This is a genomic window from Bacillus sp. FJAT-29937, assembly GCF_001509555.1.
GTDB lineage: Bacteria > Bacillota > Bacilli > Bacillales > Cytobacillaceae > Cytobacillus.
Genome location: NZ_LMAS01000009.1, coordinates 112795 through 134317, shown reverse-complemented (window position 1 = coordinate 134317; position 21523 = coordinate 112795). Strand labels below are relative to the sequence as shown.

Here is a 21523-nt window from a genome sequence, read left to right as displayed (position 1 = left end):
GAAGAATATACACGCCAAAATAGAGAAAGGTGAATTTGAGTACGCTCAAATTCACCTTTCTCATTATTTGAAGCTAGTTATGTCCCAGCCTCTTCTTTTATTTAGCATCCGTATCCCGCTAGTGTTCTTTTGCACCAGGGTCGGTCCACTGGAATTATTTCAACGTACGTTTTAAGAATGCTTTCGTACGTTCTTGTGTTGGCTGATTAAAGATTTGCTCTGGCGTTCCTTCCTCCGCAATAACCCCTTTATCCATAAAGACGATGCGGTCTGAAACTTCCCGGGCAAACTCCATTTCATGCGTAACAATTAACATTGTAAGACCTGTTTCAGCTAATTCCTTCATAACTTTAAGAACTTCTCCAACCATCTCAGGATCAAGGGCTGAAGTCGGTTCATCAAATAACATTACATCCGGCTCCATGGAAAGGGCTCTGGCGATCGCCACACGCTGTTTTTGCCCGCCTGATAGCTGCTTAGATTTCGCATTTACATATTGGTCCATCCCAACAACCTTTAAATATTTCATGGCGATTTTTTCCGCTTCTTCTTTTGAGCGCTTTAACACCTTCACCTGGCCGACAACACAATTGCTGAGAACCGTGTGATTATTAAATAGATTAAACTGCTGAAAAACCATTCCTAGCTTCGTGCGATAAGCATGAATATCATGTTTGTCATCTAAAATATTTTCTCCATGATAAATAATTTGGCCGCCACTTGGCTTTTCTAGAAGGTTTATACAACGAAGAAGTGTTGATTTACCGGAACCGGAGGAACCGATAATACAAACAACTTCTCCTTTATTTACGGAAAAATCGATATCTTTTAATACTTCATGAGATCCAAAGGATTTGCTTAAATGCTGTACTTCAATTACTTTTTCCAAAAGTGCTCCTCCTTCGTTATTGTCTAGCTCCAGCGGCTAGCCCCGACGTACAGGACGTACTAGTGTCGACAGTGCGACAGGACGTCGCGTTTTTGTCGACCTCGAGGTCATAAGCCAATTCTCCCAGAAAGGTAAAGTACACCTTTCCGGGAGAATTGGCTTATGCTTGTCGGGGCTGGGCGAGCCGCTTCCGCTTTTCGTTTTAATTCGCTTTTGTTTCAATCATGCTGTAATTTTCCGGTCCATCCAATTTTCTTTCCCAGTAGCGTAGAATTAGTGTTACCGTAAAAGTCATGACGAAATACAGAACACACGCAACAAAGAATGGTTCGAAATATTTGAAGCTGATTCCAGCCACTGTTTTTGTTTGGAAATACAATTCCGTTACGCCAATTACGTTCAGTACGGACGTATCTTTAATATTAATGATAAATTGATTGCCGGTTGCCGGTAAAATATTGCGAATAACTTGCGGCAGTACGACATTGAGCATTGTTTGCACATGATTCATCCCAACCGCTTGAGCCGCTTCAAACTGCCCTCGATCGATCGAAATAACACCACCGCGCACAATTTCCGCCATATACGCCCCCGTATTGATCGAGACAATTACGATAGCAGCAACGGTTACATTCATATCGAGCCCAAATGCTAAAGCAGAACCATAAAAAATAACCATGGCCTGTACAATCATCGGTGTTCCTCGGAAAAATTCAATATAAGCAGAAAGAATAGCATTAATCACTTTTAAGAAGATTCGTTTACCTTTTTTCTCCGGCACAGGAATTGTACGAATGACACCTGCCAATAAACCGATAATACCGCCAATAACCGTACCAATAATGGAAACAAAGAGTGTCATCCCTGCCCCACGAAGGAACATCGGCCAGTTGTTTTGTATCATTGTTAAAATCCACTCTAAGCTCATATATTTCCTCCCCCTTAAATCTAAATACCGGCTGCAATGGGATGCAGCCGGTATTCACTTCTACTTATTCTGCTGCTGGTTGTTTTTTAACCGCAGTATCCATAATATTTTGGCGCTCTTCTTCAGAGATGCCTGCGAGAATTTCATTGATTTTCGCTGTTAAGTCGCTGCCTTTTTTCAGACCAACTGCTACGGCTGTATCTGCCTCATCTGCCTCAAATCCATCTGTAAATTCTACCATTGCAAAGTTTGCATTCGCTGAAGAAGCACTGATTCCTTCCGGACGTTCTGATACATATCCATCAATAATGCCTGATTCTAAAGCTACACGCATCGCAGGGAAATTGTCCATAGCCGGTTTTTTCTGTACGCCTTCAATTTGATCAATGACTGCGTAGTGAGACGTATTTAACTGACCAGTAATCTTTGCCCCTTTGAAATCATTAATAGATGTTGCCCCTTCGAAAGGCCCGCCTTTTTTCACAACCATAATAAAATGTGATGTGTAATAGTTTTCAGAGAAATCAATTGTCTGTTTACGTTCTTCTGTCGGTGACATTCCAGCAACAATAGCATCTAACTTGCCTGATTGTAATGCTGGTACAAGTCCGTCCCATTCTGTTTTCACAATGACTAATTCTTTACCTAAGCCTTCAGCAATCTTTTTGGCAATTTCAACATCATATCCGCCTGCATACTCAGCATTGCCATCGATTTTCACTCCACCGTTGGAATCATCCATTTGTGTCCAGTTGAATGGTGCATAGCCTGCTTCCATCCCTACCTTAAATGTTTCCTTAGAATCACTTCCTGTGCTGCCTGATTCTCTTGTTTTTTCAGCATCGCCGCTCGTACCGCATCCTGCTAAAAGCAAAATCATAGATAAAGACATAACTAAAAATAATGATAATTTTTTCCTCATGATTATACTCTCCTTCACTATAATAGTTTAGTATATTTTTCCTCTTAACTACGTATGATCTCAATAATGGCAATATTTCATTTATTTTGGAAATTCACAAAATAAAAGAGACCTAAGATACACTTAGGTCTCGTTACATACATATGCCCTTAAGTCCTCTTCTTTCCCTTAATGAGATAGCACCCCTCAATAAACTGGGAAGTTTATTGAGACAGTCCTGCAGCTCTTAACTGCAGACCCAACCAGTAATATTGAGAATATTACAGGCTTCGGCGACATTTCCTTCTCTCTAGCATCATTGCTTCTCAAGCTCCACTAAAGACTGTTAAACATCGCGCCTCTACCCCACTCTAGTAAAAGTGAGGCCTTATTAAATTGTTACATGTAGTCTACAATAATCGATAAAATATGTCAAGTTGCCTAGATTCATTGGAAAGAAACACCTAATCAATCTTCTAAATCATAATAATCCTGGGAGTGATACGCCCTAAACCCGCATGATTCATATAGTCGCAGTGCATGTGCGTTTTTCGCCTCTACCTCTAGGAATATAGGGAAGCCTCCCTCATGTTCCTTAATGACAATATTTGTTAAGGTTTTTCGCCCAATTCCTTTTCCCTGAAACTCTGGAAGAACCGCAAATCCGAATATCCAAGCTTCACCATCAAGATGAGAAACCCGAATTTTTCCTACCGCCTCACCGTTAAATAAAATGATTAAATATTGATCATCAGCAAATCTTTCATTATTGTAGGCTCTCGCTTCCTCTTCATCAAACCCGAAGCATTGGACCTCCAATTGAACTTCTAATTCAAAATCGACTGCAGCAGATAGTCTAACAGTCACATCCTCGGATCTATCCAACTCTGTTTCTTCCCACTTCATTTGATATTCTGAAAAAGAATATTTGCAGGAAATTGTCGCCAGAAAGCCTTTTGCAGATTTTGAATTAGCAGGCGCATTTAAAAGAACTTTCTTATAGCCTTTTTCACTTACTTCATGAAGGGCTTCCCGAAAAAGCCTAGTAAAGATTCCTTTTCGGCGGAAATCCGGATGAACCATTCCACATATTTCAACCTTATTTCCAAAGCCATATAGACCGATAAAACCTACTAATTTTCCATCCTCGTAATAGAAAAAGTCCTCTTTATCTTTTCCTGCCCGAGTTTTCAGCATATCCCAATTCAGCTTTAGTTCAAATGATTCTGAAGCTTCACATGCTTGTTGAAGTTCCTTAATGTCTGTTAATTGTTTACTAGTTAACAAAGGGGTTCCTCCCAAAATAAATATATGATTTAGCCATTTCAACTCAGTTAGTAAATATCGTTGGCTTCAGATTACTCCGTACTCCAAGGACAAGTTCTACTGAAACCAACGACAATTTATTTTCACTTTGAAACATGCACTGTAAAGTCTGCTAGCAATCTTGCACCGAAACCTGTTGCGGTTTTCGGATAATATCCGTTTTCTTCACTTTCCATGACGCCTGCCATATCCACATGAAGCCATTTGCATGATTCAGGCACAAAACGGCGGAGGAATAAACCTGCAGTTATGGACCCGGCCTCTCCTTTATAAGAAATATTGCTAAAATCGGCATAATCGCTTCTTAAATAGCTGTCATATTCATCGAGTAATGGCATCGGCCAAACGAAGTCGCCATTTTCTTTGCCAAGCACCTTCATTTCGTTAGAGAGCTGTTCATCCCCAAAGACCCCTGCTATTTTCGTTCCAAGTGCGTTCACAATCGCCCCAGTTAAAGTTGCGATATTCACAACATGATCAGCTCCCCATTCACCCGCACGAATAAGGCCGTCAGCTAAGATGAGGCGTCCTTCTGCATCCGTATTCCCTACTTGAACTGTATGACCGTTCTTATAACGGATAATTTCTCCTGGAAGCACGGACGTATTATCTGGTGAGTTTTCAACGATTGGAATTAATGCCACTACATTGACCTTTGCGTTTGATGCAGCCAATAGCTTCATGGCTCCTGCAACAGCAGCGGCGCCACCCATATCCATTCGCATATCGCTTAAATCCCGGCCGCTCTTCAGGCTAATTCCTCCTGTATCAAACGTGACTCCCTTACCAACAAGAGCGACGAGCGGCTTTGATTCATCTCCCTTATAAACGAGCTCCACAAAGGAAGGCTTATATTTACTTCCGCGTCCAACGGTTAAAACACCGTTCATTTCCATTTCCTCAAGCTTTTCTTTATGGAATACATTTATTTGAACGTCCGTTCCAGCAAACTCATCTTGCAGGATGATAGGAAATGTTTCTGGGTTTAACACATTGGGAACCTCATTCATTAAATCACGGGAAAAGTTTGCTGCAGCGGCACGAATTTTTCCCATTTCACTATATGGCTCTAGTTCTGCTGATCCGGCTACTACTAATTCAGTCTGGAATTGATCTTCCTTAGACTTGTAAATAACAAATTTATATGAGCCTAAATGCCAGCCTTCCACAAAAGCAGTGACTAGCTCATCCAACTGCAAGCTTGGCAATGCCTCTTTCATTGAATCTGCTTGAATAACTGCCTTTAAAACTTTGCGGTTGCTTAGTTCACGTGCAACAGCCCCTGCAACCATCCGGATCTTTTCAAAATTCCGCTTCTCTTTCTCAATTTCTTTTATAACAACTGTTAACTCTTCCCCAAGAAACAAAGCTGTGAATGCTGCCTTACTATTTTCAACATATTGCTTAATTTGGTTATTTTCTTGAATGCGCGCATCATTGGAAAATAAAATACTTGCTTGTAATGTCATGTTACTTTCTCCCCTTTTTTAATATCTCATTATTTATTTCGTTATTCGAAAGGAAAATTCCTTTGTCCTACTACTCTCTTTTTCAAAGATTCTATGAAAAAGACTCCGCACGATTCTTAGCTTCTTCAACTCCCTTTAACTCTGGATGCACTTGGCGAATGACAGAAGGTCTCGCAAGAATAAGGACAACTCCAATTAGTAAAGCCGAAGACAAAATCAAAATCCATTGTGCTGGAAAAATATCATACAGAAATCCGTAAATGACCATTCCGAGCGGCATAAGCGCCATCGCCATTGTTTCAAGAATGGAAAAAACCCTTCCCTTAAAATCATCATCAATCAATTTTTGCATCATTACTTGCAGTGGGGTATTGACGAGAATAACTAATAAGCCAAATCCAAACATAATGATCATGTAATAAGAAAATACGATATTATAGGAAAATGAAACGAGCAAAGGAAATCCTACTCCCGCCATCGTCATTCCCATCCCAATAATTCCTCTCTTGGATAGGAGAAATGGATACTTCACTTCTTTTCTTACTGATAAATAAATGGACAAGAGCAGCATTCCAAATGCAAAAGCACCTTCTGTTAAGCCAAAATGAATGGATGACATTTTCAATTTTTCAATGAGGATGAAGGAATAGCCTACCTCAAACGCTCCGAATAAGAAATTGACGAGCAGCCCGATCCAGATCATTGACATGATTATTGGCTGCAATTTTAAATATTGGATCCCTGCTCTCATACTTTGCCGCATCGATTCCTTTTCCTCAACTTGGACATCCTTCTTACGATTGGCGAAGAGATTGAAATTCATCGTTGATTCAAGAATAACAGCAATGGAGGAAGCGATCATATACAAAATTAAAAATACTGGCATGGAGACTGTACCGTATAATAATCCGCCAACTGCCGGACTTCCAATCGAAGCGAAAGAAACGGACATCTGGTTGAGCGACATGGCTCTTTGTATTCTTTCTTTGTCAACAAGGCCTGTAATGGATGATGTGAACGTGACTCCGGAAAAGGTTGATGTGATGGACAAGATGCAGGTTGTTGCGTAAATGGCGCCGAGTGATAAACCTGAGGATAAGATGACTAGGAGCAATCCCCCAATGGAAAGTGTTGTACCAATTTGTGCAAGAATGACGATTTTCTTCCTTGAATACCTATCGGCAGCATATCCTGCGAAAGGTGCTATAAGGGTACGCGGCAGTATACTGCAAATTAGGTTTGTTGCAAAACTCGTCGCAGAACCCGTCATTTGTAAAATATAAAAGCTAATGGCAAATGAATATACTTGTGCTCCGAAAGTGGAAATCAGTTTGCTGACGGTAAATGTCCAAAGATGGTACGTTGCTTTTTTGATCTTATAAACTTCTTCCATGTGAATCCTCCACTCTGAAAAGTTTAATTTAATTAAACAAATCTTACCATATCCTCCCATTCCCATTCAAGCAAAAGTTTAATATAATTAAACAAATCGGTAAAAATAGGAGCGTGCCTAATCAACATGTTAGGGGAACGAATTCGGAAATTAAGAAAACAGAAGAAAATGACTCTCGAGGAGCTTGCTGGAGCAGCTCTTACGAAAGGGATGCTCAGTCTGATTGAAAATAATAAGGCAAATCCCTCGATTGAAAGCTTGCACTATATCGCCGAACAGCTAGGTGTTGAAGTATCCGATTTATTGGAGGAATTTAGTTTTTCTGAATTAAGGGAGGTTCTAGAGAAGGCAGAGGAACTATATAGTGAAGTTGGATTAAGGGACTCAGAAAATACAATTATACATTCGGAAAAACTTAATGAAATTATTGCTATTATTGAACCGTATGTCGCAAACCTAACTAACGGCTATGTGTCAGCGAGGTTATTAGACATTTACAGCCGCTGTCTGCACAAAGAAAAGATTAGCGGCTGGGAGAAATTCTCTGAACAGGCGTCAGTTATTTACGATCAAATGAACCTCACATCAAGGCGGGCAGATATTGGCATCTTCCGTGCAATCGTGAAATTCATTGAACTAAACTATGAGCAATCATTAGCCATATTCTTAAGTGAGCGGGCGAAAATCGAAGCCCACCATGCCTATATAGATCCAAAAACCCGGCTTGATCTAGATTATCATGAAGCGGTTTTATATTTTTCAGCAGGTCATTCAGAGGAAGCAGCACAAGTTCTGGAGAACGCCTTCGCCTATTCAAAAAAGCATCGAATTTTCTATCTCATCGACGATTTGTATAGACTGGCAGCAGGATATGCCATGATTACAAAAAATGAAGAAAGAAAATTGTACTACTCTAAGAAGCTTAAGCAATACGGAGAGTTTGCAGATGACATGTTTTCTATTCTGTTTTATGAATTTTTGATGATTGACACTCTCATATCGGAAAAGCAGCAATACGAAGAAGCTATCGAGAAAATCAATCAATGCTTATCAGATCCTAACCTTTCAAATTCATTTAAACATTACTTCTTCCTTGAAGAAGGGAAAGCCCTATATAAACTTAGCCGTAATGAAGAAGCACTTCAAAGCTTTGAAAAAATAGAGATTCCATCTTATATCCATCATCCTTTTGATTTGTCTCTCTTTTATGTGATGGATTCCTACAAAGCTCTATGCCATTTGAATCTAGAAAACTGGGATGATGCCTTTCAATTAGCGAAAAAAGCGGTGAAGAATTTTGACCAGCTCCCTTCTAATTCACTTAAAGAGTTTGCGAATGAAACTTTTGACCTCATCAATGAAAATTCTAAACAATAAATGACCTGACGAAAGCCTTGTAGTCGAATAACTACAAGGCTTTGTTCCTTTGTATTGTATGATGAGAAACAAAAATCACTAAGACTTTTTGACATCTACTAGTGTCTAATGTATAGAAAATAAAAAAGGGGGGAGCTCCTTGGAAGTCATGTCATTAATTAAAAAGGCAAAAAAAGGGGATGATGAAGCATTTTACGAATTGATGCAAATCCATAAAATCCGCTTATTAAAAATTGCCTATTCCTATCTCCGTAATGAAGAGGATGCACTGGAGGCATTACAGGAAGTCACCTTTAGAGCCTACCGCTCCATACATAAAGTAAAGGAACCTGATTATTTCTCCACATGGCTCATTCGGATCATGTTGAACTACTGCCACGATCAAGCCCGGAGGAAAAAAAGAATCGCTGACACTGAATTATTAGATAATCTGGCAGAAACAGTTGATCATTCTCAAACATTAGAAATTCAGGAAGCCTTGCTGAAAATAGATTCGCGCTGCCGAGAAGTAATTATTCTCAAATATTATCACGATCTCAGGATTAAGGATATTGCGGAAATATTAGAGAGCCCAGAAAGCACGATCAAAACATGGTTGTATAAAGGATTAAAAGCGCTGCGAAATCATATGGAGGATAGGAGTGGGCTGAATGTTTGAAAAGGAAGAAAAAGAATTAGAGAGATCAAGAGATTTTTATAATGAGATTGTTTTTTCCGATGATCGGGCTGATTCAGCCATCTTAGAAGGAATGAAACGCGGAAAAGAACTAAAGCTAAGAAAGAAAAAATTACGCCCGTTAAAAATACTTTTAACAGCAAGCATACTCTTTATTTCCTTTTTCACGACATTAAATGTTTCCGAAACAATGGCTACTTATATGAAAATCATTCCCGGAATGGAAAAGGTAATAGAATTTGTCCGAAATGACAAAGGGTTATTGTCAGCAGCAGAAAATGATTACATCCAAAAAGTGAATGCTTCTGTCGAACACGCTGGCATACAACTAACATTAGATTCTGTCGTTCATGATGAAAAAGGTTTAATTTTGTTTTTTAACTACAGCGGTGAAAATGAAGATCTTTTTGTCATGCCAGATAATTTTAAACTTTTAAATCAGAAAGGCGAGGAGATTTCCACTCAAATCAGTGGAGGATATTTGACAGTGGATAAAAATTCCTTATCGGAATTTAGACTCTCTCTTAATGAGGAAGAGCTGCTTCCGAAGAATCTTATTTTATCATCCCAATTTTTCATTGATCAGCAACTTCAAAAAGAACTATGGGAAATTCCGTTTCAGCTAGATGAAAATAAGTTTGTTGAAAAGAAAGTGTTTAAGCTGAATGAAACAGTCGAGATCGAAGGGCAAGAAGTAACAATTAATGATGTCGTCATTTATCCTTCGCAAACGGATGTACATGTTTCATTAAATCCAGAAAATAGTAAACAAATTTTCGGTTTTAATGATCTTCGGTTAGTAGACGAAACGGGAGAAAGTTGGGATTCAACTTTAAGAGGAAACTATCCGACTGATTCGGATGAATTGATTGTACATTTGCAAAGTAACTATTTCTCCAATCCGAAAAAGTTAAATTTACAATTCAGTTCTCTACGGGCACTTAATAAAGATGAACTGTGGCTCGAAATCGATCCAGCAAACAAAAAATTCCTTAAGGCACCTAAAGACAGGAGATTCACAGAAATTGTAGCGGTGGGAAATAGAATTCAAATGAAATTAGACACCAAAACTGGCTTCAATAATAATTTAATATTCTCACATGCTATTGATCAGAATGGTAACATTATTGGTGAAAAGGAAGGAATTTCTGTATCGCCTGATAAAGATTTTAATATATATCAAATTCCATATCCTTTTGAAAATGCTCCACCTGGACCAATTAAATTAAAACTTCTAGACTATCCGGCAACCATTGAAAAAGAAGTGAATATAAAAGTCAAATAACAAAAAAGGGCTCCCCAGAGTCAGGGTAACTGACTTTGGGGGCCCCTCTCGTTTTTACAATAGAGTACAAAAGCCTGATATTCAAAAAATGGCCTCGGAATTTTAACTAAATTCTAATTAAGGTAAACCTAACGTAAAATCGATTTTGTCAGCGTATTGAGGAATATCAATTAGAGGATTTCTATTCTTTTGAATAGTGAAGATCTCTTTGTTGCGATGTTTTTCATAAATGGATATTTTATATTCACGATGCCATTTTAGCAGCATCTCAATGTCCTTACTGCTATATCGGCTAATTTCTCCTGGATATCTTAACAAAAAATACAATGTCGCCCTGGCCGCCTCACCTTTTCCGCTTTCAGGTTCAAACTTACCCTCTTCATATTTCCCGCACTGTGCTCTGATTGCTTCCTTCTCCATTTGAGGGGAATAGTCCACAAAATCAAAATAAGGGTGATTGGACCTTAATGAGTTGCAATCTATTTCGCAAGTAAAAAGATGATGTAAATCTCCTTTCATTGGATCATCCTTACCAAACCATGACTGAGGAACGACGTGTTCACAATTATACATATTTTCTCTTTCAATGGACGCCATCGTCAGCTGTAAATAATCGGTTTTCGAGCTACTTTTTTGTAACTTGGCATAAGCTTCTGTTCTTTTTCTTTCTGCTTCATAATCAGCTCTTATGACTTGTTCAGGATCCCTTTCTTTTCCGGAATAGATGCTCTTCAACTTCCCGTCCATTTGGAGGTCAATTCTTGAATAGAGATAATTTCGGGTTTTAGCGTTATAAGGAAGCTGATTTTCATGTGTAAGTGTAACTAACTGATTAAGTTTCCTATATAACTCTTTTTTGTCCACTTCTTTAAAATCAATTTGATGATAGTAATCTTTTATTGCCTTTTGATCCAGTTCTTCATCATAATACTCTTTACCATTTTTAAACCTCTTTTTGTTAAACTCCAGCTCCAACAATGTAGCACTAAAATCTACATTTTTATGAGATTCTTTATTTTTCAAGTTCAATAATTTTTCCTCCTTTTAATTCCTGAATAAATACACCAGGATCATCCAATCGTATGGCCACCCTCGTATATGTTTTTTCCACTCCAAAAAAAAGAGTCGCTTGCCTTGGGTTCTTTAATTCTAGAATCATATGGGGATGAACCTCTTCAAAATCCCGTGCAATAAAATCCAGCGTGGTTTTACTATTTATCTTTTGTTCTAATACATGTTGGTCCGTTGTAATAGCCGCAATATCTTCGAGTGACAGTACCATTTTCTTAGCTAAGCCAAGGGATAAGTAAATTTTATTGTCTGTTAACTTGACTGGATTTAGGCGGACAGCCTGAATTTCACCAAGAAAAAATATAATAGAATAAATATTTAAGATAAGGAGAACAATCGATAAAACGATGGACTTATCGTGAAGCCACCAATGAAGCCCCAGTGTTTCAATCACAATCGCATGAATCAACATAATGTGAAATGCCAATAAGCTAGATTTTGAGTGAAGAGTGAAAAATCCCTTTCCTTTTGGCGGACTTTTCCTCCATGACGCAAAAGCATAATAAAAAATCAGAAATTCAGAGGAAAAAGCTTTGACAATCGGATGATTCCCCACCTTTTCCCTAACCGTAGCTGGAAAGGAAAATAATAGTGTTTCATCACTGCTCCGCACTTTTTGAATGATGGCAGGCATATATCTAACTAGCATGATAAGTAAGGACAATTCTATTAGAATCAATAGTCCCTCAACACCAAAACCAATATAGGAGATCCAGATAAATGGTTCAAAATATTTCATGGGGATTAAGAATTTTGCTAGTATTAGCCCACCTGCCATCAAAATAATAAAACGCTTAATGAAAGAACCCTTTTTCTTATTTATGGCTAATACTAATAATGGTGAAATAATTGCTAAATCAAGCAGAGACCCAAGAACAACCCATTTCGTTTCATCAGTTAGAACCATTGGTGAAATGGGCGTTCGATACAATATGAAATTCGAAATAAGTATCAATATCAATAACAGCATCCAGACATAGCTTTTCCTAAGAATCTGCTTAACTAGCATAATATCACCTTTTTTATTTTAATTGTAACTTACGCAAGACGATTCCAACACCTATTTTTTGGCATTTTTCTAAATCCCCTGAGACCCTCACTAATATAATGGTACTTAAACTATTGTTGATCATTCCACATTATTTAAAAACTTAATGATACATTCATTCACTTCCTCCGCCTTCTCAATAGAAAGGGCATGCCCAGCATTTTGAATAACCTTATATTCAATATGAGGGATCAACTGCTGGGCATTTTTTAACATTTCCTGATAATTATAGATAACTTCCTTATCCCCAACCATAATCAATGACGGCATACTAATTTTCTTAAAATCATCATTGCTAAAAACAGAGGGAACAATCGTTTTTGTCATTTTATAATGTTTTAAACCTAAGTAAAACTGCTCAAATAATCCTGGCTCCACTTGATTCTCTTTAGCAACAAACCAGCTGCAGAATGAATTAATGACAAAAGATCGTTTAGGTATAATCATGATACTGAATAGCCTTAAAAAGAATTGTTTATAAAAAGGAATAAATGAAGCTGCTGGAGCTAACAGGATGAGCTTATTCACTTTTTCAGGATAAAGAATCGAAAAATTAATGGCCTGCCAGCCGCCAGCTGAGTGCCCGCAAATTGCTGCTTGCTCTATTCCTAATTCGTGAAAAACATCTAAAAGCCATTCGGCACAGTCTTTCTTTTCCTTATAAGGCTTTACTGCTACACTTAAATTAAAATCCGCCAATATGTCGACCGCATATGTTCGGTAATATTGGCTTAGCTCATGAATATTGGGATACCACATAGTCGCTCCAAAGCCAAAGCCGTGCAAAAGAATTAAAGGAGGAGCATCCTTAGGGCCTGTTGCAATAATATGTGTTTCACCGAAACGTGTTGAAACGTAAAAACTCTCGTAATCTATTTTCCATAATGAAAGATTGGCATCATACGCTTGTTTAAACTTTTCGGCACCCACCATACTTTTAAACGCCAAGGAATAATTGGTCAACTTAAAACTCCTCCTATTAATAAATTTAGATGATTTCTGTTTCCAAATAAACTTTACTTATAATGATTGAACAATTTCAATTTCTTAAATACATTATATTAAATTCAAATTCAGTCCTCTACCGCAATAAGCTTGAAAGTTTCTACATCTCAAGTCGTAAAAAAGTGCCTGCTCCCCAGCGTAAGGAAACAGTTACCTAAATGTTGTTTTTTATCGGTACTTTATTAGTCTTCGGGATTTATGCTAACACTTCTGCCAATCCCTCTTGCTAGCCCAAGTTTCATTCCGATAAATCCTTCATATAATGCAATAAAATTATTTTTTCAAAAGGATGATTAAATAAAATGGCATCCATTTTCGGACAAATTCAGGTACAAAAAGTCACCGGGGGCATTGTGAATTTCGGTAATACGAAGTCTATTTCACCTATATCTGCTGTAAAAGATCCATCCGGGAGTGGATCTAATAATGCTGGAGGGTGGATCAATACATCCACTGGCATTTCATTCACAAACTTTATAGACCCTGATGTCAGCGATCAACAATTGGATAAGGAGCCTGGGGATGAGGGCTTGGTTGAGTAATTTATATTTTGAGATTTACTTATAGTTTAAATGAAGAAGGACACAGATAGACTGTGTTCTTCTTCATTGAGTATTTTTTCTATTTTAAGCAATGGATACTTTTAAAGTTTTCATATAGAGAAGAAGTGGAAATTTACCTACACTATTTATTTAATTCCTTTACCTCTTCTAAAGTTAAACCAGTAGCCTCACAAATTGCTTCTATACTTAAATTCATTTTTAAAAGGTTTTTGGCAATCTCAATCGCTTTTTCCTTTACACCTTCTTCCTTTCCTTCCTCAAAGCCTCCCTTTCGAAAATATCTTGCAAATGAAGTGTCCTCCAGTGAAAGCCCCATGTTCTTTCCCTCCGTTTCGATTAATGGTTTTAGTAGCTTTTCGGCTTTTTCATGATATTCCCACCACATTTAAGGTACCCACTTCCTTTTTCTTACATATCATGCAAAAAAGATGTATGAAGAGGGTGCTTCAGATGGGAAATTCAAAGTATTTGGACTTTTTGTCTAAATTTGGTATTGGGGGGGCACACCCCGGGGGGATTCATTTAACGAAGGAAATATTCATGCTAGAGGATCTGAACAACACTTCACAACTATTAGATGTTGGATGTGGTACGGGCCAAACAGCTGCCTACCTTGCTTCTAAATACGGTGCAAACGTAACGGGAATGGATATTAATCCAATCATGGTGAGAAAGGCAAAAAAAAGAATGAAAAAACACGAACTGCCAGTAGAAATTATTCAAGGTTCAATAGAAAAATGTCCATTGGAGAGTCATCAATTTGATTTTATTATTTCCGAATCAGTTCTTGCTTTTGTCAATAAGCCTAGGGCTCTTAAGGAAATATTTCGTTTATTAAAAAATGATGGACGGTTCATTGCAAATGAGCTAACCATTAACCATCCGCTCGAAAAAGATGAAATTGAGGAGATTAAACAATTTTATGGATTGGATCACGTTCTTACGGAGAAGGATTGGATTGCTTTTATGAAATACACAGGTTTTAAGAACATAAAAATAATCAATAATAAATATTCGATCCCTCAAGACAATCCAGCGGTTGAATTTCAGTACTCAAATTATATTGAGCCTGAACTTTACTCGGTCCTCCTTCAGCATTTTAATATATTGACAAAGTATCATGGTACTTTAGACTACAGAATCATTACATGCACAAAGTAAGTGCGCTGTAACTTAGAAAGGCTTGCAGTACATTTTGTACCGCAAGCCTTTTTATCGTGTTGAAATTTAGATAAAGAACGGGAAAAATGGTCCAAATCTTCTTATTCCAAAGAATGGGAAGCCAAATAGACCAAAGGGGCCAAAGAAAGGAAATAAACGACTTTCATCATCATCCATATGAACATTCATGGTCATATGGTGGGATTGATGTGCTCTAGGCATGATCAGATACATTTTGTCATGATCATAGCTGTGAAGTAACCCCTGAAAAACAGAGCCATCGTTTAATTCAATTTGAATAAATTGATACAAATGCTTTTTACACTTTTCATGATGATGATGATGCTGATGCGTATCTCTTAGTGGATAAACAGGATAATGCAAGACAATCGCCTCCTCTTTTTCAATACAGTAATAAACTATTCCTTCATGAGGCTTTATGTTACCAATTTTGACCATATTGGAGGAGGCGCTACTGTGATAAGTTTTATAACGAACTATTTGAAAATAAACAAAGAGGTGGTTCCCACGTCTATACAGACAGAGAACCACCTAAGCTTTTATATCTGTTTTAACAGGTATTCACACACATTACTTGAATAAAGCCTAGCCGCTACATATGGAGGCTCGACTCCCCTAGCGCCTTCAAGTGGAAGTCCGAGCCACAAAACCTTCCCGTCAATGATCAAAAACGGAAAGGGAAAGCTTTCGTCTAGCCAGATATCGGAATTGCTCCAATTTTGATTCGAAATAACGGTTAATTTTACCTGTTTTCTTCTATTTAATAACTGCTTAGTCCATTCCTCAGATAACATACTACCCTCAGACAAGGAGATGGTAATCGATGCCTTTGCTGATCTCAAGTCTTGAAAGACAGCTTCTATTTTTCGCGCATGCATCCAGCTTAATGTTGGGTGTTGATTGCGAATCCAAGAGCCAATATCTTTCGTTGTAACCGTTTTTTTGTTCCTAACTTGATGGTCAACAAGTTGCCGCAGCGTTTTTCTTGGATAAACATGATTTTCGATAAAATTTCTGTTGCTGACATGAAGAAATTTCCCTTTCGTTCTTGTAATGGCCACATTAATCAAACGTTCACTTTCCTTGCCTGTTAAAAGCATTCCAGCCCGTTCTTGCGGGGCGCTATCAACCGTATCAAAGATCATCACATCCCGTTCACTCCCCTGGAAACGGTGGACAGTAGCCGCGATGATATCCGCTTGGCTGCGCTCTTCCTCATATACCTCTTGTAACAGCTGCTCCATTAGATTTGCCTGAGCACGGTATGGGGTCACATACCCGATTGATTTTGCTCCACCTAAGTACGCTTCGTGTATCAATTGAAAAGACAGCAGCAGCTGCCAAAGATTGAACCTGGAATTGGTTGCTTTATCACTGATACAATGCAATCCAGTGAAACTTGTATCGATAAGCACAGCCGCTCGTTCTTTAAAAGGAGCAAGACTTGTGATCCGATTTCTGCTTTTATAAACACTTTCGTGATCGCCAACGAGTGAATGATAGATATAACGATTCGTAAAAGCTGAAATATCCGGGTGCATCCTCCGCTGTTCTTTTAATAAAAATAGCTGCGGATGAAGCTTCTCTTCATTCAACCAATCCACCACTTCCGCCTTATGGAACACATCCTCTTTCAGCCATGTGGCCACAAGCGGATCCCGGCTTGCGGCAATCGGGGGCAATTGCTTGAAGTCGCCGCAAATAATGACACGCTTTCCCAAGGCTGCGGCAAAAGCTGCCTGTGGAACATAGGCCATACTTGCTTCATCGAGGATGACGAGGTCATATTCCGGTTCATAAATAGCGCTGTCACTAGCCGCCTTTGCCAGCGTCGTGCCGACAATGAACGCTTCTTTGACTAATTCAACTTCTTTCCTCCGGACCTTTTCCAGCATCCTGGCAATCTTCGTTTCTAGTTCCAACAGCTGATCCGAATCTCTTTTACTGAAAGAATGAGCCAGGTCTTGCTTTAAGTGGCGCCTTTCTTCAATTAGTTTCTCTCTATCCTGGGCAAGGAGCGGGTCCTGCTTTTCAATCAGCAGATTTGTCGTAATTTCGTTGTGGGCTGTTAGAGTTTCGCCGCTGTTCCCGCCATAGCGGAGCACATCCCCTTCATGAAATCTTTTTTTCCTTTTTATAAAATCAGTCAGTTCCGCCATTAAGACATCAACAGCCTGATTGCTATGCGACAAAATCAACACTTTTTTCTTCTGAAAATATTTATTAGCAGCTGTCCTGGCCAAGGTGTATGTTTTTCCGGTACCCGGTGGCCCCCAGACGAACGTGGCCGGATTGTATTTAGACCGCAAAACCAACTCATGGACGTTACTCTTGATCTTTTCCTTTGGATGTTTCGTCTCCATGGAAGGATTCATCAACCTCTTCACTCTCAGTCGCTTCTGTTTACTTTTTTTAATTTCATCCAAGCGCTCGATTAACTGTTCTAGCAATTCCCATGGGTCATGCAGCAGATACGCATCTGGGATGAGGTCGCCAAAGTTTTGTTCCAGCGCTAGAATAATTCCTCTACCCTCAGAAGAAAGCACCTTTCCACTGCTTTTCATCGTTCCCCATTCCAATTTGATCGAGGAACCAACTGGAATTTTTAATGAGATGGCTGTATCAAAATAATAGCTATACGGACCGTCATTTGATAACAGCCTTCCGTTTTTGACAGAATAGCGGCTTCCGCCGAATTTTTTTAAGTGATTAATCTCTTGTTGTAAGGCTTGCTGCCATTCTTTGATATATGTATTGGTTGTTGTCATTTGTTTCCCCTTTTAATTTGCTGCTCATAGATAATTTCCGATTAAATCGTACTGGTTATTATACATTAAAATGATTGCCACGTTTGTTAAACCCCATGCGTATATCCGATTGAAATCATTGGAAAAAAGCAGCCGGCACTTAAACGAAGACCAAGCCATCGGGATATAAGAGCGAGATTAGTAAATACTATGAAGGTTAAATAATCAATTCGAGGAGGAATTGTATGCAACAGAATGAACAAGCTAATAAGAATTTGAGTTCTAATATGCAATCAGGATTTACTGGAACGGATCCGCAGAAAGTGAAACAGGAAATTAGGAAAGATGTTAATGCAGGGCAAGGGGCGATGACTTCGCGGGAAGCTGGGGCGATGCGGGATTGACAAGCATTAGATTGAGTGGCTTTTGAAAAAGATGCCTGTTCCCCGATAAGGTAACACTTTAACTTACCGGGGATCAACATCTCCTGCAGGCATTTTTATCCACAAGGCCTTTGATTATTTTCTTTTGTATACCTGTCCTCTACTATCTATACCATCTACATATACAATAAGTCTATCGTCTATGATTTTATAAAGGATCCTATACTTTCCAATTCTAACCCGATACACATTTACATAACCAGTTAATTTTATAGTGTCACTATGGGAATAAGGATTTTCAGCAAGTGACAACAAAATATTTCTTATTCTTTTCTTAGTTGTCTGATCTTGTTTCTCAATAAACTTTTTGGACTGCTTAGAAAACTCCAATTTATACATTATTATTCGTTCCCGAATACTTCTTCAAAAGAATATGTTTCCCCATTAATGAATTCCTTTTCAGCCTGCTCTATTATCTTCTTTTCTTCTTCAGTTGGTTTTTCTTCGGGAATTAACGTAATTCTAATTAGCTTTTCCAGTTCCGATAATTTTTCGGATGGAGCTGCATTTATTAGATCATGCAATTGCTTTCTTTTTTCCTCTAACATTGCCATCATATACACTCCCTTTTTTATTGTTAATGTTAATATATCGAATTAATTTCATAATTTTAACCCATACAGCATCAAGGGTTCATAAGTAAGTTACCACACCCAATCTAAGACTGGAGGAATACTCCCTGTGACTTTTTTACGAAAACAAGCTGCATAAAATTCAAAAAATATTATAGTAAAATTCTGCGGGGCTGTGTTTTTAAAAATCAAGTATTATGAAATTAATTCACTTATTATCACCTGGAAATAAAACCGCAATAATAACGATAGTGTTATTCATTTCTTTAAAATAAATCTGAAACTTCTTAACAACGATTCTTGAAATTCCTTTATATTTTCCAAAGTATTTACTTAAATTCCTTATCTTTAAGTGATTTTAATAGGTCTGAGGTCGTCATTCCGAGACCTTTACTGTATTGTTCCTCACTTTCTTTGAACATCCATTCAAGTTGCGGATTTTTCTTTACATCAGCATATATTGATTGTTCATCTTCCTCTTGAAGAACAAGAGTAAATCTTCCTTTACCCGGAATAGAAAATTGCATGACTGAATTTTCGCGATCCATATCATCAATAAACTTCATGAGTTCCTCTGAGGATAAAACTTTATTCATCATCATCACCGCCGATTAAGGTGTATTTACTCACATCATATCATTAGAAATTTAGGAAATAAACTGGGATTGCTTGTAACATGAAAATATGAAGCTGACATAGTAGGATTTGTGCCGCAGTGTGATTAAAGAAGGAAAAATTTAAACATAGGTAAGTAAATCTGAAACTCCTTAACATCCTCAATCAATTGGATGGATTATTCGACGTCCCAAAAGCCCACCAATAAGAAAAATGGGTACCATTAAAATGCTAATGGGAATACTTTTATATATTAATTGTCCGTCTATGAAGCCCCATTCAAACAATAGAGCATAGGTTAGAAGCGTATATGGAATGACAATGAAAACTGCCGTTAGGACACCAGGCGTATAACTTCGGAAAATAATGGTTTGGCTAATATGAGAAAACGTCTGTAAAAAAAAAACATTTAATGCGGCAGTAAATAGAAGAAAGTTCTCCCCGCTTGGAAGAAGATAGGCAGTCCTGAAAGTAATAATGGATAAAATAAGGAAAATCCATGCGGTCGTTACGGAAAACTGGCTTGATTTCGCACCCAATATTTTTCTGCCGATCATTACAATTCTAGTAAGGATAGTCTTTGGAACCCTGTTCTTATGCTTGTCCATAAAGCCCTCAATGGTTATGATTTCCTCCAAATCATGAATCATAAACATGATAGGAAACAACCAAATCACTGTTTCAATATAGAAGAATTCTTGGAATACCTCTATCATCTTTCTCCTCCTGTTTATCATCACGATAAGGTTAAGAATAAAAATAAAGCTGGATTTGAAGTGTAAACAATTTCATAGGCATTACTTCAGTTTAATAATATGATCAATGGGAATTAAATAGAAGAAGTAAACATTCAAGGAATACTTTACTCCTAAATTTCGCCAATTTTTACAAATATCAGAGAAAGAATATTTCATTATTGAAAATAGATCTATAAAATGCATCCTTTCAATTCTATTTCAATTTGACATTTTTAGTTTATTGTTTGCCAATAACGCAGTTCTTTTGAAAGTGCTCAATATGAATTATGTTAAATTATAATGATTACGATATAATAAGAAATAAAGGAGTTGATGAAAGTGGCTGTGAGAAGAGAAGAGATTCTTAAATTGATTGAAACTGTACCAGATGAGAAGTTACACGAACTTGAGAAGATGATCAAAATTTTAACAATGCCTGAAGAGGAAGCTACAGAAGACGAAATAAAAGCAATTGAAGTGGCTCGTAAAGAGTATGAAAATGGAGAAACCTATTCATTTACGATAGACCAGTTACGTAAGGAGTTTTTAGAAAATGAATAAATATACGCTTGAATTGTCTAAATCCTCTTTAAGGTTTCTTCAAAAATGCGATAGAGTAACAAAAGAGAGAATTATTAATGTCATACATGCCTTAGTTGAAAATCCATACTCATATTTTGGAAGCATTAAACTAATTGGCTACGAGAATGTCTACAGAATTAGGGTGGGAAAATACAGGATTATCTATCAGATCCAGGATGAGAAACTAATAATAAATATTCAAGACATAAATAGTCGTGGCGATGTTTATAAACGTTTATAAGAGCTCTGAATAAATCTCCTAAATCATTATTTAATTTTTCTAGTATTAATTAATATTGCACCGCTGTTTTAATAAGATTTTTCAGTTGTTGCAAGTGCTTCTTTTTGCCTCTACACCCATCATAAAAATTGTTTCTAGTTCACTCACACTCCCTATTTGGGAATAAATATAGCCATCCATTTTTATTATTCCATCTCAAAATGATAATGATTAATAGCGTCTTAAACTTCTACATTATTTTTCTGCAAATTAACTTCTTCAGTTTTGTTGGCTCCCACTGCTTCAATAATTACAAAAGAAACTTGAGCCTAACCTTTTTCTTTCGATAATTCAAGCACAGTACTGAATCTTGGTAGCTAAAAAAACCTTCCTTACGCCTTGGGAGCTGACACTGGTTCCGTTAATTGCTCAAAAAAGCTGTTTTTTAGAGGTGAACGGACTCTGATTCCGCTAATGCTTGAAAATAAGGCTGA

Annotated in this window: 24 protein-coding genes and 1 riboswitch; of the genes, 8 read left to right on the top strand and 16 right to left on the bottom strand. The window is 37.7% G+C overall.

The genetic code is table 11. The features are described 5' to 3' along the window. Window positions 1-154: 154 nt before the first annotated feature. From AR328_RS18280 to AR328_RS18255, 6 genes are all read right to left on the bottom strand, one after another. Window positions 155-889: an amino acid ABC transporter ATP-binding protein gene (locus tag AR328_RS18280; protein WP_066299384.1), complete on the bottom strand. Its 735-nt coding sequence runs from the start codon at window positions 887-889 to the stop codon at window positions 155-157. A gap of 202 nt (window positions 890-1091) precedes the next feature. Continuing rightward, complete coding sequence (locus tag AR328_RS18275) at window positions 1092-1817, bottom strand: amino acid ABC transporter permease (RefSeq protein WP_066299382.1); 726 nt, start codon at window positions 1815-1817, stop codon at window positions 1092-1094. A 64-nt stretch (window positions 1818-1881) separates the two neighbouring features. Then, window positions 1882-2739 (bottom strand): transporter substrate-binding domain-containing protein, encoded by an 858-nt coding sequence (locus tag AR328_RS18270; RefSeq protein ID WP_066299380.1) that lies wholly within the window; start codon window positions 2737-2739, stop codon window positions 1882-1884. A 169-nt stretch (window positions 2740-2908) separates the two neighbouring features. Beyond that, window positions 2909-3090: riboswitch (Lysine riboswitch) on the bottom strand. A 96-nt stretch (window positions 3091-3186) separates the two neighbouring features. After that, window positions 3187-4005 carry a GNAT family N-acetyltransferase gene (locus AR328_RS18265; protein ID WP_066299377.1) on the bottom strand — a complete coding sequence of 273 codons (819 nt, stop codon included), beginning with the start codon at window positions 4003-4005 and terminating at the stop codon, window positions 3187-3189. Between the two features lie 122 nt (window positions 4006-4127). Further along, entirely contained in the window at window positions 4128-5513 is a 1386-nt protein-coding gene (locus tag AR328_RS18260; RefSeq protein ID WP_066299374.1) for a leucyl aminopeptidase family protein, read from the bottom strand. A gap of 91 nt (window positions 5514-5604) precedes the next feature. Next, window positions 5605-6906, bottom strand: a complete 1302-nt coding sequence (locus AR328_RS18255; RefSeq protein WP_066299371.1) for an MFS transporter — start codon at window positions 6904-6906, stop codon at window positions 5605-5607. 126 nt (window positions 6907-7032) lie between these two features. Here AR328_RS18255 and AR328_RS18250 point away from each other — a divergent pair, with 126 nt between their 5' ends. The 3 genes from AR328_RS18250 (at window position 7033) to AR328_RS18240 (ending at window position 10244) form a co-directional block, all read left to right on the top strand. Beyond that, window positions 7033-8283 (top strand): helix-turn-helix domain-containing protein, encoded by a 1251-nt coding sequence (locus tag AR328_RS18250; protein WP_066299369.1) that lies wholly within the window; start codon window positions 7033-7035, stop codon window positions 8281-8283. A 148-nt stretch (window positions 8284-8431) separates the two neighbouring features. Beyond that, window positions 8432-8941 carry a sigma-70 family RNA polymerase sigma factor gene (locus AR328_RS18245; RefSeq protein WP_066299425.1) on the top strand — a complete coding sequence of 170 codons (510 nt, stop codon included), beginning with the start codon at window positions 8432-8434 and terminating at the stop codon, window positions 8939-8941. Beyond that, window positions 8934-10244 (top strand): DUF4179 domain-containing protein, encoded by a 1311-nt coding sequence (locus AR328_RS18240; protein WP_066299367.1) that lies wholly within the window; start codon window positions 8934-8936, stop codon window positions 10242-10244. Before AR328_RS18245 ends, AR328_RS18240 begins: the two co-directional genes overlap by 8 nt. A 117-nt stretch (window positions 10245-10361) precedes the next feature. Here the strand turns inward: AR328_RS18240 and AR328_RS18235 are convergent, their stop codons facing one another. From AR328_RS18235 to AR328_RS18225, 3 genes are all read right to left on the bottom strand, one after another. Beyond that, the gene (locus AR328_RS18235; protein ID WP_066299365.1) at window positions 10362-11273 is read right to left on the bottom strand and encodes an endonuclease I family protein; all 912 of its coding nucleotides are present in this window, start codon (window positions 11271-11273) and stop codon (window positions 10362-10364) included. Beyond that, window positions 11257-12324, bottom strand: coding sequence for a beta-carotene 15,15'-monooxygenase (locus AR328_RS18230; protein ID WP_066299363.1), 1068 nt, complete (start codon window positions 12322-12324; stop codon window positions 11257-11259). The genes AR328_RS18235 and AR328_RS18230 overlap by 17 nt, the downstream gene beginning before the upstream one ends. A 120-nt stretch (window positions 12325-12444) precedes the next feature. Next, window positions 12445-13326 carry an alpha/beta fold hydrolase gene (locus tag AR328_RS18225; RefSeq protein WP_082677306.1) on the bottom strand — a complete coding sequence of 294 codons (882 nt, stop codon included), beginning with the start codon at window positions 13324-13326 and terminating at the stop codon, window positions 12445-12447. 344 nt (window positions 13327-13670) lie between these two features. On the opposite strand from AR328_RS18225, the gene AR328_RS18220 reads away from it, so the two are divergent. Continuing rightward, window positions 13671-13910 (top strand): spore germination protein, encoded by a 240-nt coding sequence (locus AR328_RS18220; protein WP_066299361.1) that lies wholly within the window; start codon window positions 13671-13673, stop codon window positions 13908-13910. A gap of 142 nt (window positions 13911-14052) precedes the next feature. On the opposite strand, the gene AR328_RS18215 is transcribed toward AR328_RS18220, so the two are convergent. Continuing rightward, on the bottom strand, window positions 14053-14247 hold the full coding sequence (locus AR328_RS18215; protein ID WP_082677311.1) for a hypothetical protein: 195 nt from the start codon (window positions 14245-14247) through the stop codon (window positions 14053-14055). A 134-nt stretch (window positions 14248-14381) separates the two neighbouring features. Between AR328_RS18215 and AR328_RS18210 the strand changes: the two genes are divergently transcribed. Further along, window positions 14382-15092, top strand: a complete 711-nt coding sequence (locus tag AR328_RS18210; RefSeq protein WP_082677305.1) for a class I SAM-dependent methyltransferase — start codon at window positions 14382-14384, stop codon at window positions 15090-15092. 66 nt (window positions 15093-15158) lie between these two features. Here the strand turns inward: AR328_RS18210 and AR328_RS18205 are convergent, their stop codons facing one another. Continuing rightward, window positions 15159-15476 carry a hypothetical protein gene (locus tag AR328_RS18205; protein WP_066299357.1) on the bottom strand — a complete coding sequence of 106 codons (318 nt, stop codon included), beginning with the start codon at window positions 15474-15476 and terminating at the stop codon, window positions 15159-15161. A gap of 176 nt (window positions 15477-15652) precedes the next feature. Further along, window positions 15653-17881: an AAA domain-containing protein gene (locus AR328_RS18200; protein ID WP_066299354.1), complete on the bottom strand. Its 2229-nt coding sequence runs from the start codon at window positions 17879-17881 to the stop codon at window positions 15653-15655. Between the two features lie 224 nt (window positions 17882-18105). Between AR328_RS18200 and AR328_RS22915 the strand changes: the two genes are divergently transcribed. Further along, a complete protein-coding gene (locus AR328_RS22915; RefSeq protein ID WP_197414491.1) occupies window positions 18106-18264 on the top strand; it encodes a hypothetical protein in 159 nt (52 codons plus the stop codon). A gap of 114 nt (window positions 18265-18378) precedes the next feature. Here the strand turns inward: AR328_RS22915 and AR328_RS23570 are convergent, their stop codons facing one another. The 4 genes from AR328_RS23570 to AR328_RS18180 all read right to left on the bottom strand — a co-directional run bounded on the left by AR328_RS23570 (window position 18379) and on the right by AR328_RS18180 (window position 20206). Continuing rightward, window positions 18379-18642 (bottom strand): type II toxin-antitoxin system RelE family toxin, encoded by a 264-nt coding sequence (locus tag AR328_RS23570; RefSeq protein ID WP_066299349.1) that lies wholly within the window; start codon window positions 18640-18642, stop codon window positions 18379-18381. Between the two features lie 2 nt (window positions 18643-18644). Beyond that, window positions 18645-18857: a hypothetical protein gene (locus AR328_RS18190; RefSeq protein WP_066299346.1), complete on the bottom strand. Its 213-nt coding sequence runs from the start codon at window positions 18855-18857 to the stop codon at window positions 18645-18647. 347 nt (window positions 18858-19204) lie between these two features. Then, window positions 19205-19471, bottom strand: a complete 267-nt coding sequence (locus tag AR328_RS18185; RefSeq protein WP_066299343.1) for a hypothetical protein — start codon at window positions 19469-19471, stop codon at window positions 19205-19207. Between the two features lie 180 nt (window positions 19472-19651). Continuing rightward, window positions 19652-20206 (bottom strand): HXXEE domain-containing protein, encoded by a 555-nt coding sequence (locus tag AR328_RS18180; RefSeq protein WP_066299340.1) that lies wholly within the window; start codon window positions 20204-20206, stop codon window positions 19652-19654. 360 nt (window positions 20207-20566) lie between these two features. On the opposite strand from AR328_RS18180, the gene AR328_RS18175 reads away from it, so the two are divergent. Together AR328_RS18175 and AR328_RS18170 are read left to right on the top strand one after the other, a co-directional pair. Further along, window positions 20567-20788, top strand: coding sequence for a hypothetical protein (locus tag AR328_RS18175; RefSeq protein ID WP_066299329.1), 222 nt, complete (start codon window positions 20567-20569; stop codon window positions 20786-20788). Continuing rightward, a complete protein-coding gene (locus AR328_RS18170) occupies window positions 20781-21050 on the top strand; it encodes a type II toxin-antitoxin system RelE family toxin (RefSeq protein WP_066299322.1) in 270 nt (89 codons plus the stop codon). Before AR328_RS18175 ends, AR328_RS18170 begins: the two co-directional genes overlap by 8 nt. Window positions 21051-21523: the final 473 nt, after the last annotated feature.

Coding starts and splice junctions, on each gene's coding strand:
- AR328_RS18275 (WP_066299382.1), bottom strand. CDS start 1,817: ATGAGCTTAGAGTGGATTTTAACAATGATACAAAACAACTGGCCGATG.
- AR328_RS18270 (WP_066299380.1), bottom strand. CDS start 2,739: ATGAGGAAAAAATTATCATTATTTTTAGTTATGTCTTTATCTATGATT.
- AR328_RS18260 (WP_066299374.1), bottom strand. CDS start 5,513: ATGACATTACAAGCAAGTATTTTATTTTCCAATGATGCGCGCATTCAA.
- AR328_RS18255 (WP_066299371.1), bottom strand. CDS start 6,906: ATGGAAGAAGTTTATAAGATCAAAAAAGCAACGTACCATCTTTGGACA.
- AR328_RS18250 (WP_066299369.1), top strand. CDS start 7,033: ATGTTAGGGGAACGAATTCGGAAATTAAGAAAACAGAAGAAAATGACT.
- AR328_RS18245 (WP_066299425.1), top strand. CDS start 8,432: ATGTCATTAATTAAAAAGGCAAAAAAAGGGGATGATGAAGCATTTTAC.
- AR328_RS18240 (WP_066299367.1), top strand. CDS start 8,934: ATGTTTGAAAAGGAAGAAAAAGAATTAGAGAGATCAAGAGATTTTTAT.
- AR328_RS18230 (WP_066299363.1), bottom strand. CDS start 12,324: ATGCTAGTTAAGCAGATTCTTAGGAAAAGCTATGTCTGGATGCTGTTA.
- AR328_RS18220 (WP_066299361.1), top strand. CDS start 13,671: ATGGCATCCATTTTCGGACAAATTCAGGTACAAAAAGTCACCGGGGGC.
- AR328_RS18215 (WP_082677311.1), bottom strand. CDS start 14,247: ATGGGGCTTTCACTGGAGGACACTTCATTTGCAAGATATTTTCGAAAG.
- AR328_RS18210 (WP_082677305.1), top strand. CDS start 14,382: ATGGGAAATTCAAAGTATTTGGACTTTTTGTCTAAATTTGGTATTGGG.
- AR328_RS18200 (WP_066299354.1), bottom strand. CDS start 17,881: ATGACAACAACCAATACATATATCAAAGAATGGCAGCAAGCCTTACAA.
- AR328_RS22915 (WP_197414491.1), top strand. CDS start 18,106: ATGCAACAGAATGAACAAGCTAATAAGAATTTGAGTTCTAATATGCAA.
- AR328_RS23570 (WP_066299349.1), bottom strand. CDS start 18,642: ATGTATAAATTGGAGTTTTCTAAGCAGTCCAAAAAGTTTATTGAGAAA.
- AR328_RS18190 (WP_066299346.1), bottom strand. CDS start 18,857: ATGGCAATGTTAGAGGAAAAAAGAAAGCAATTGCATGATCTAATAAAT.
- AR328_RS18185 (WP_066299343.1), bottom strand. CDS start 19,471: ATGAATAAAGTTTTATCCTCAGAGGAACTCATGAAGTTTATTGATGAT.
- AR328_RS18180 (WP_066299340.1), bottom strand. CDS start 20,206: ATGATAGAGGTATTCCAAGAATTCTTCTATATTGAAACAGTGATTTGG.
- AR328_RS18170 (WP_066299322.1), top strand. CDS start 20,781: ATGAATAAATATACGCTTGAATTGTCTAAATCCTCTTTAAGGTTTCTT.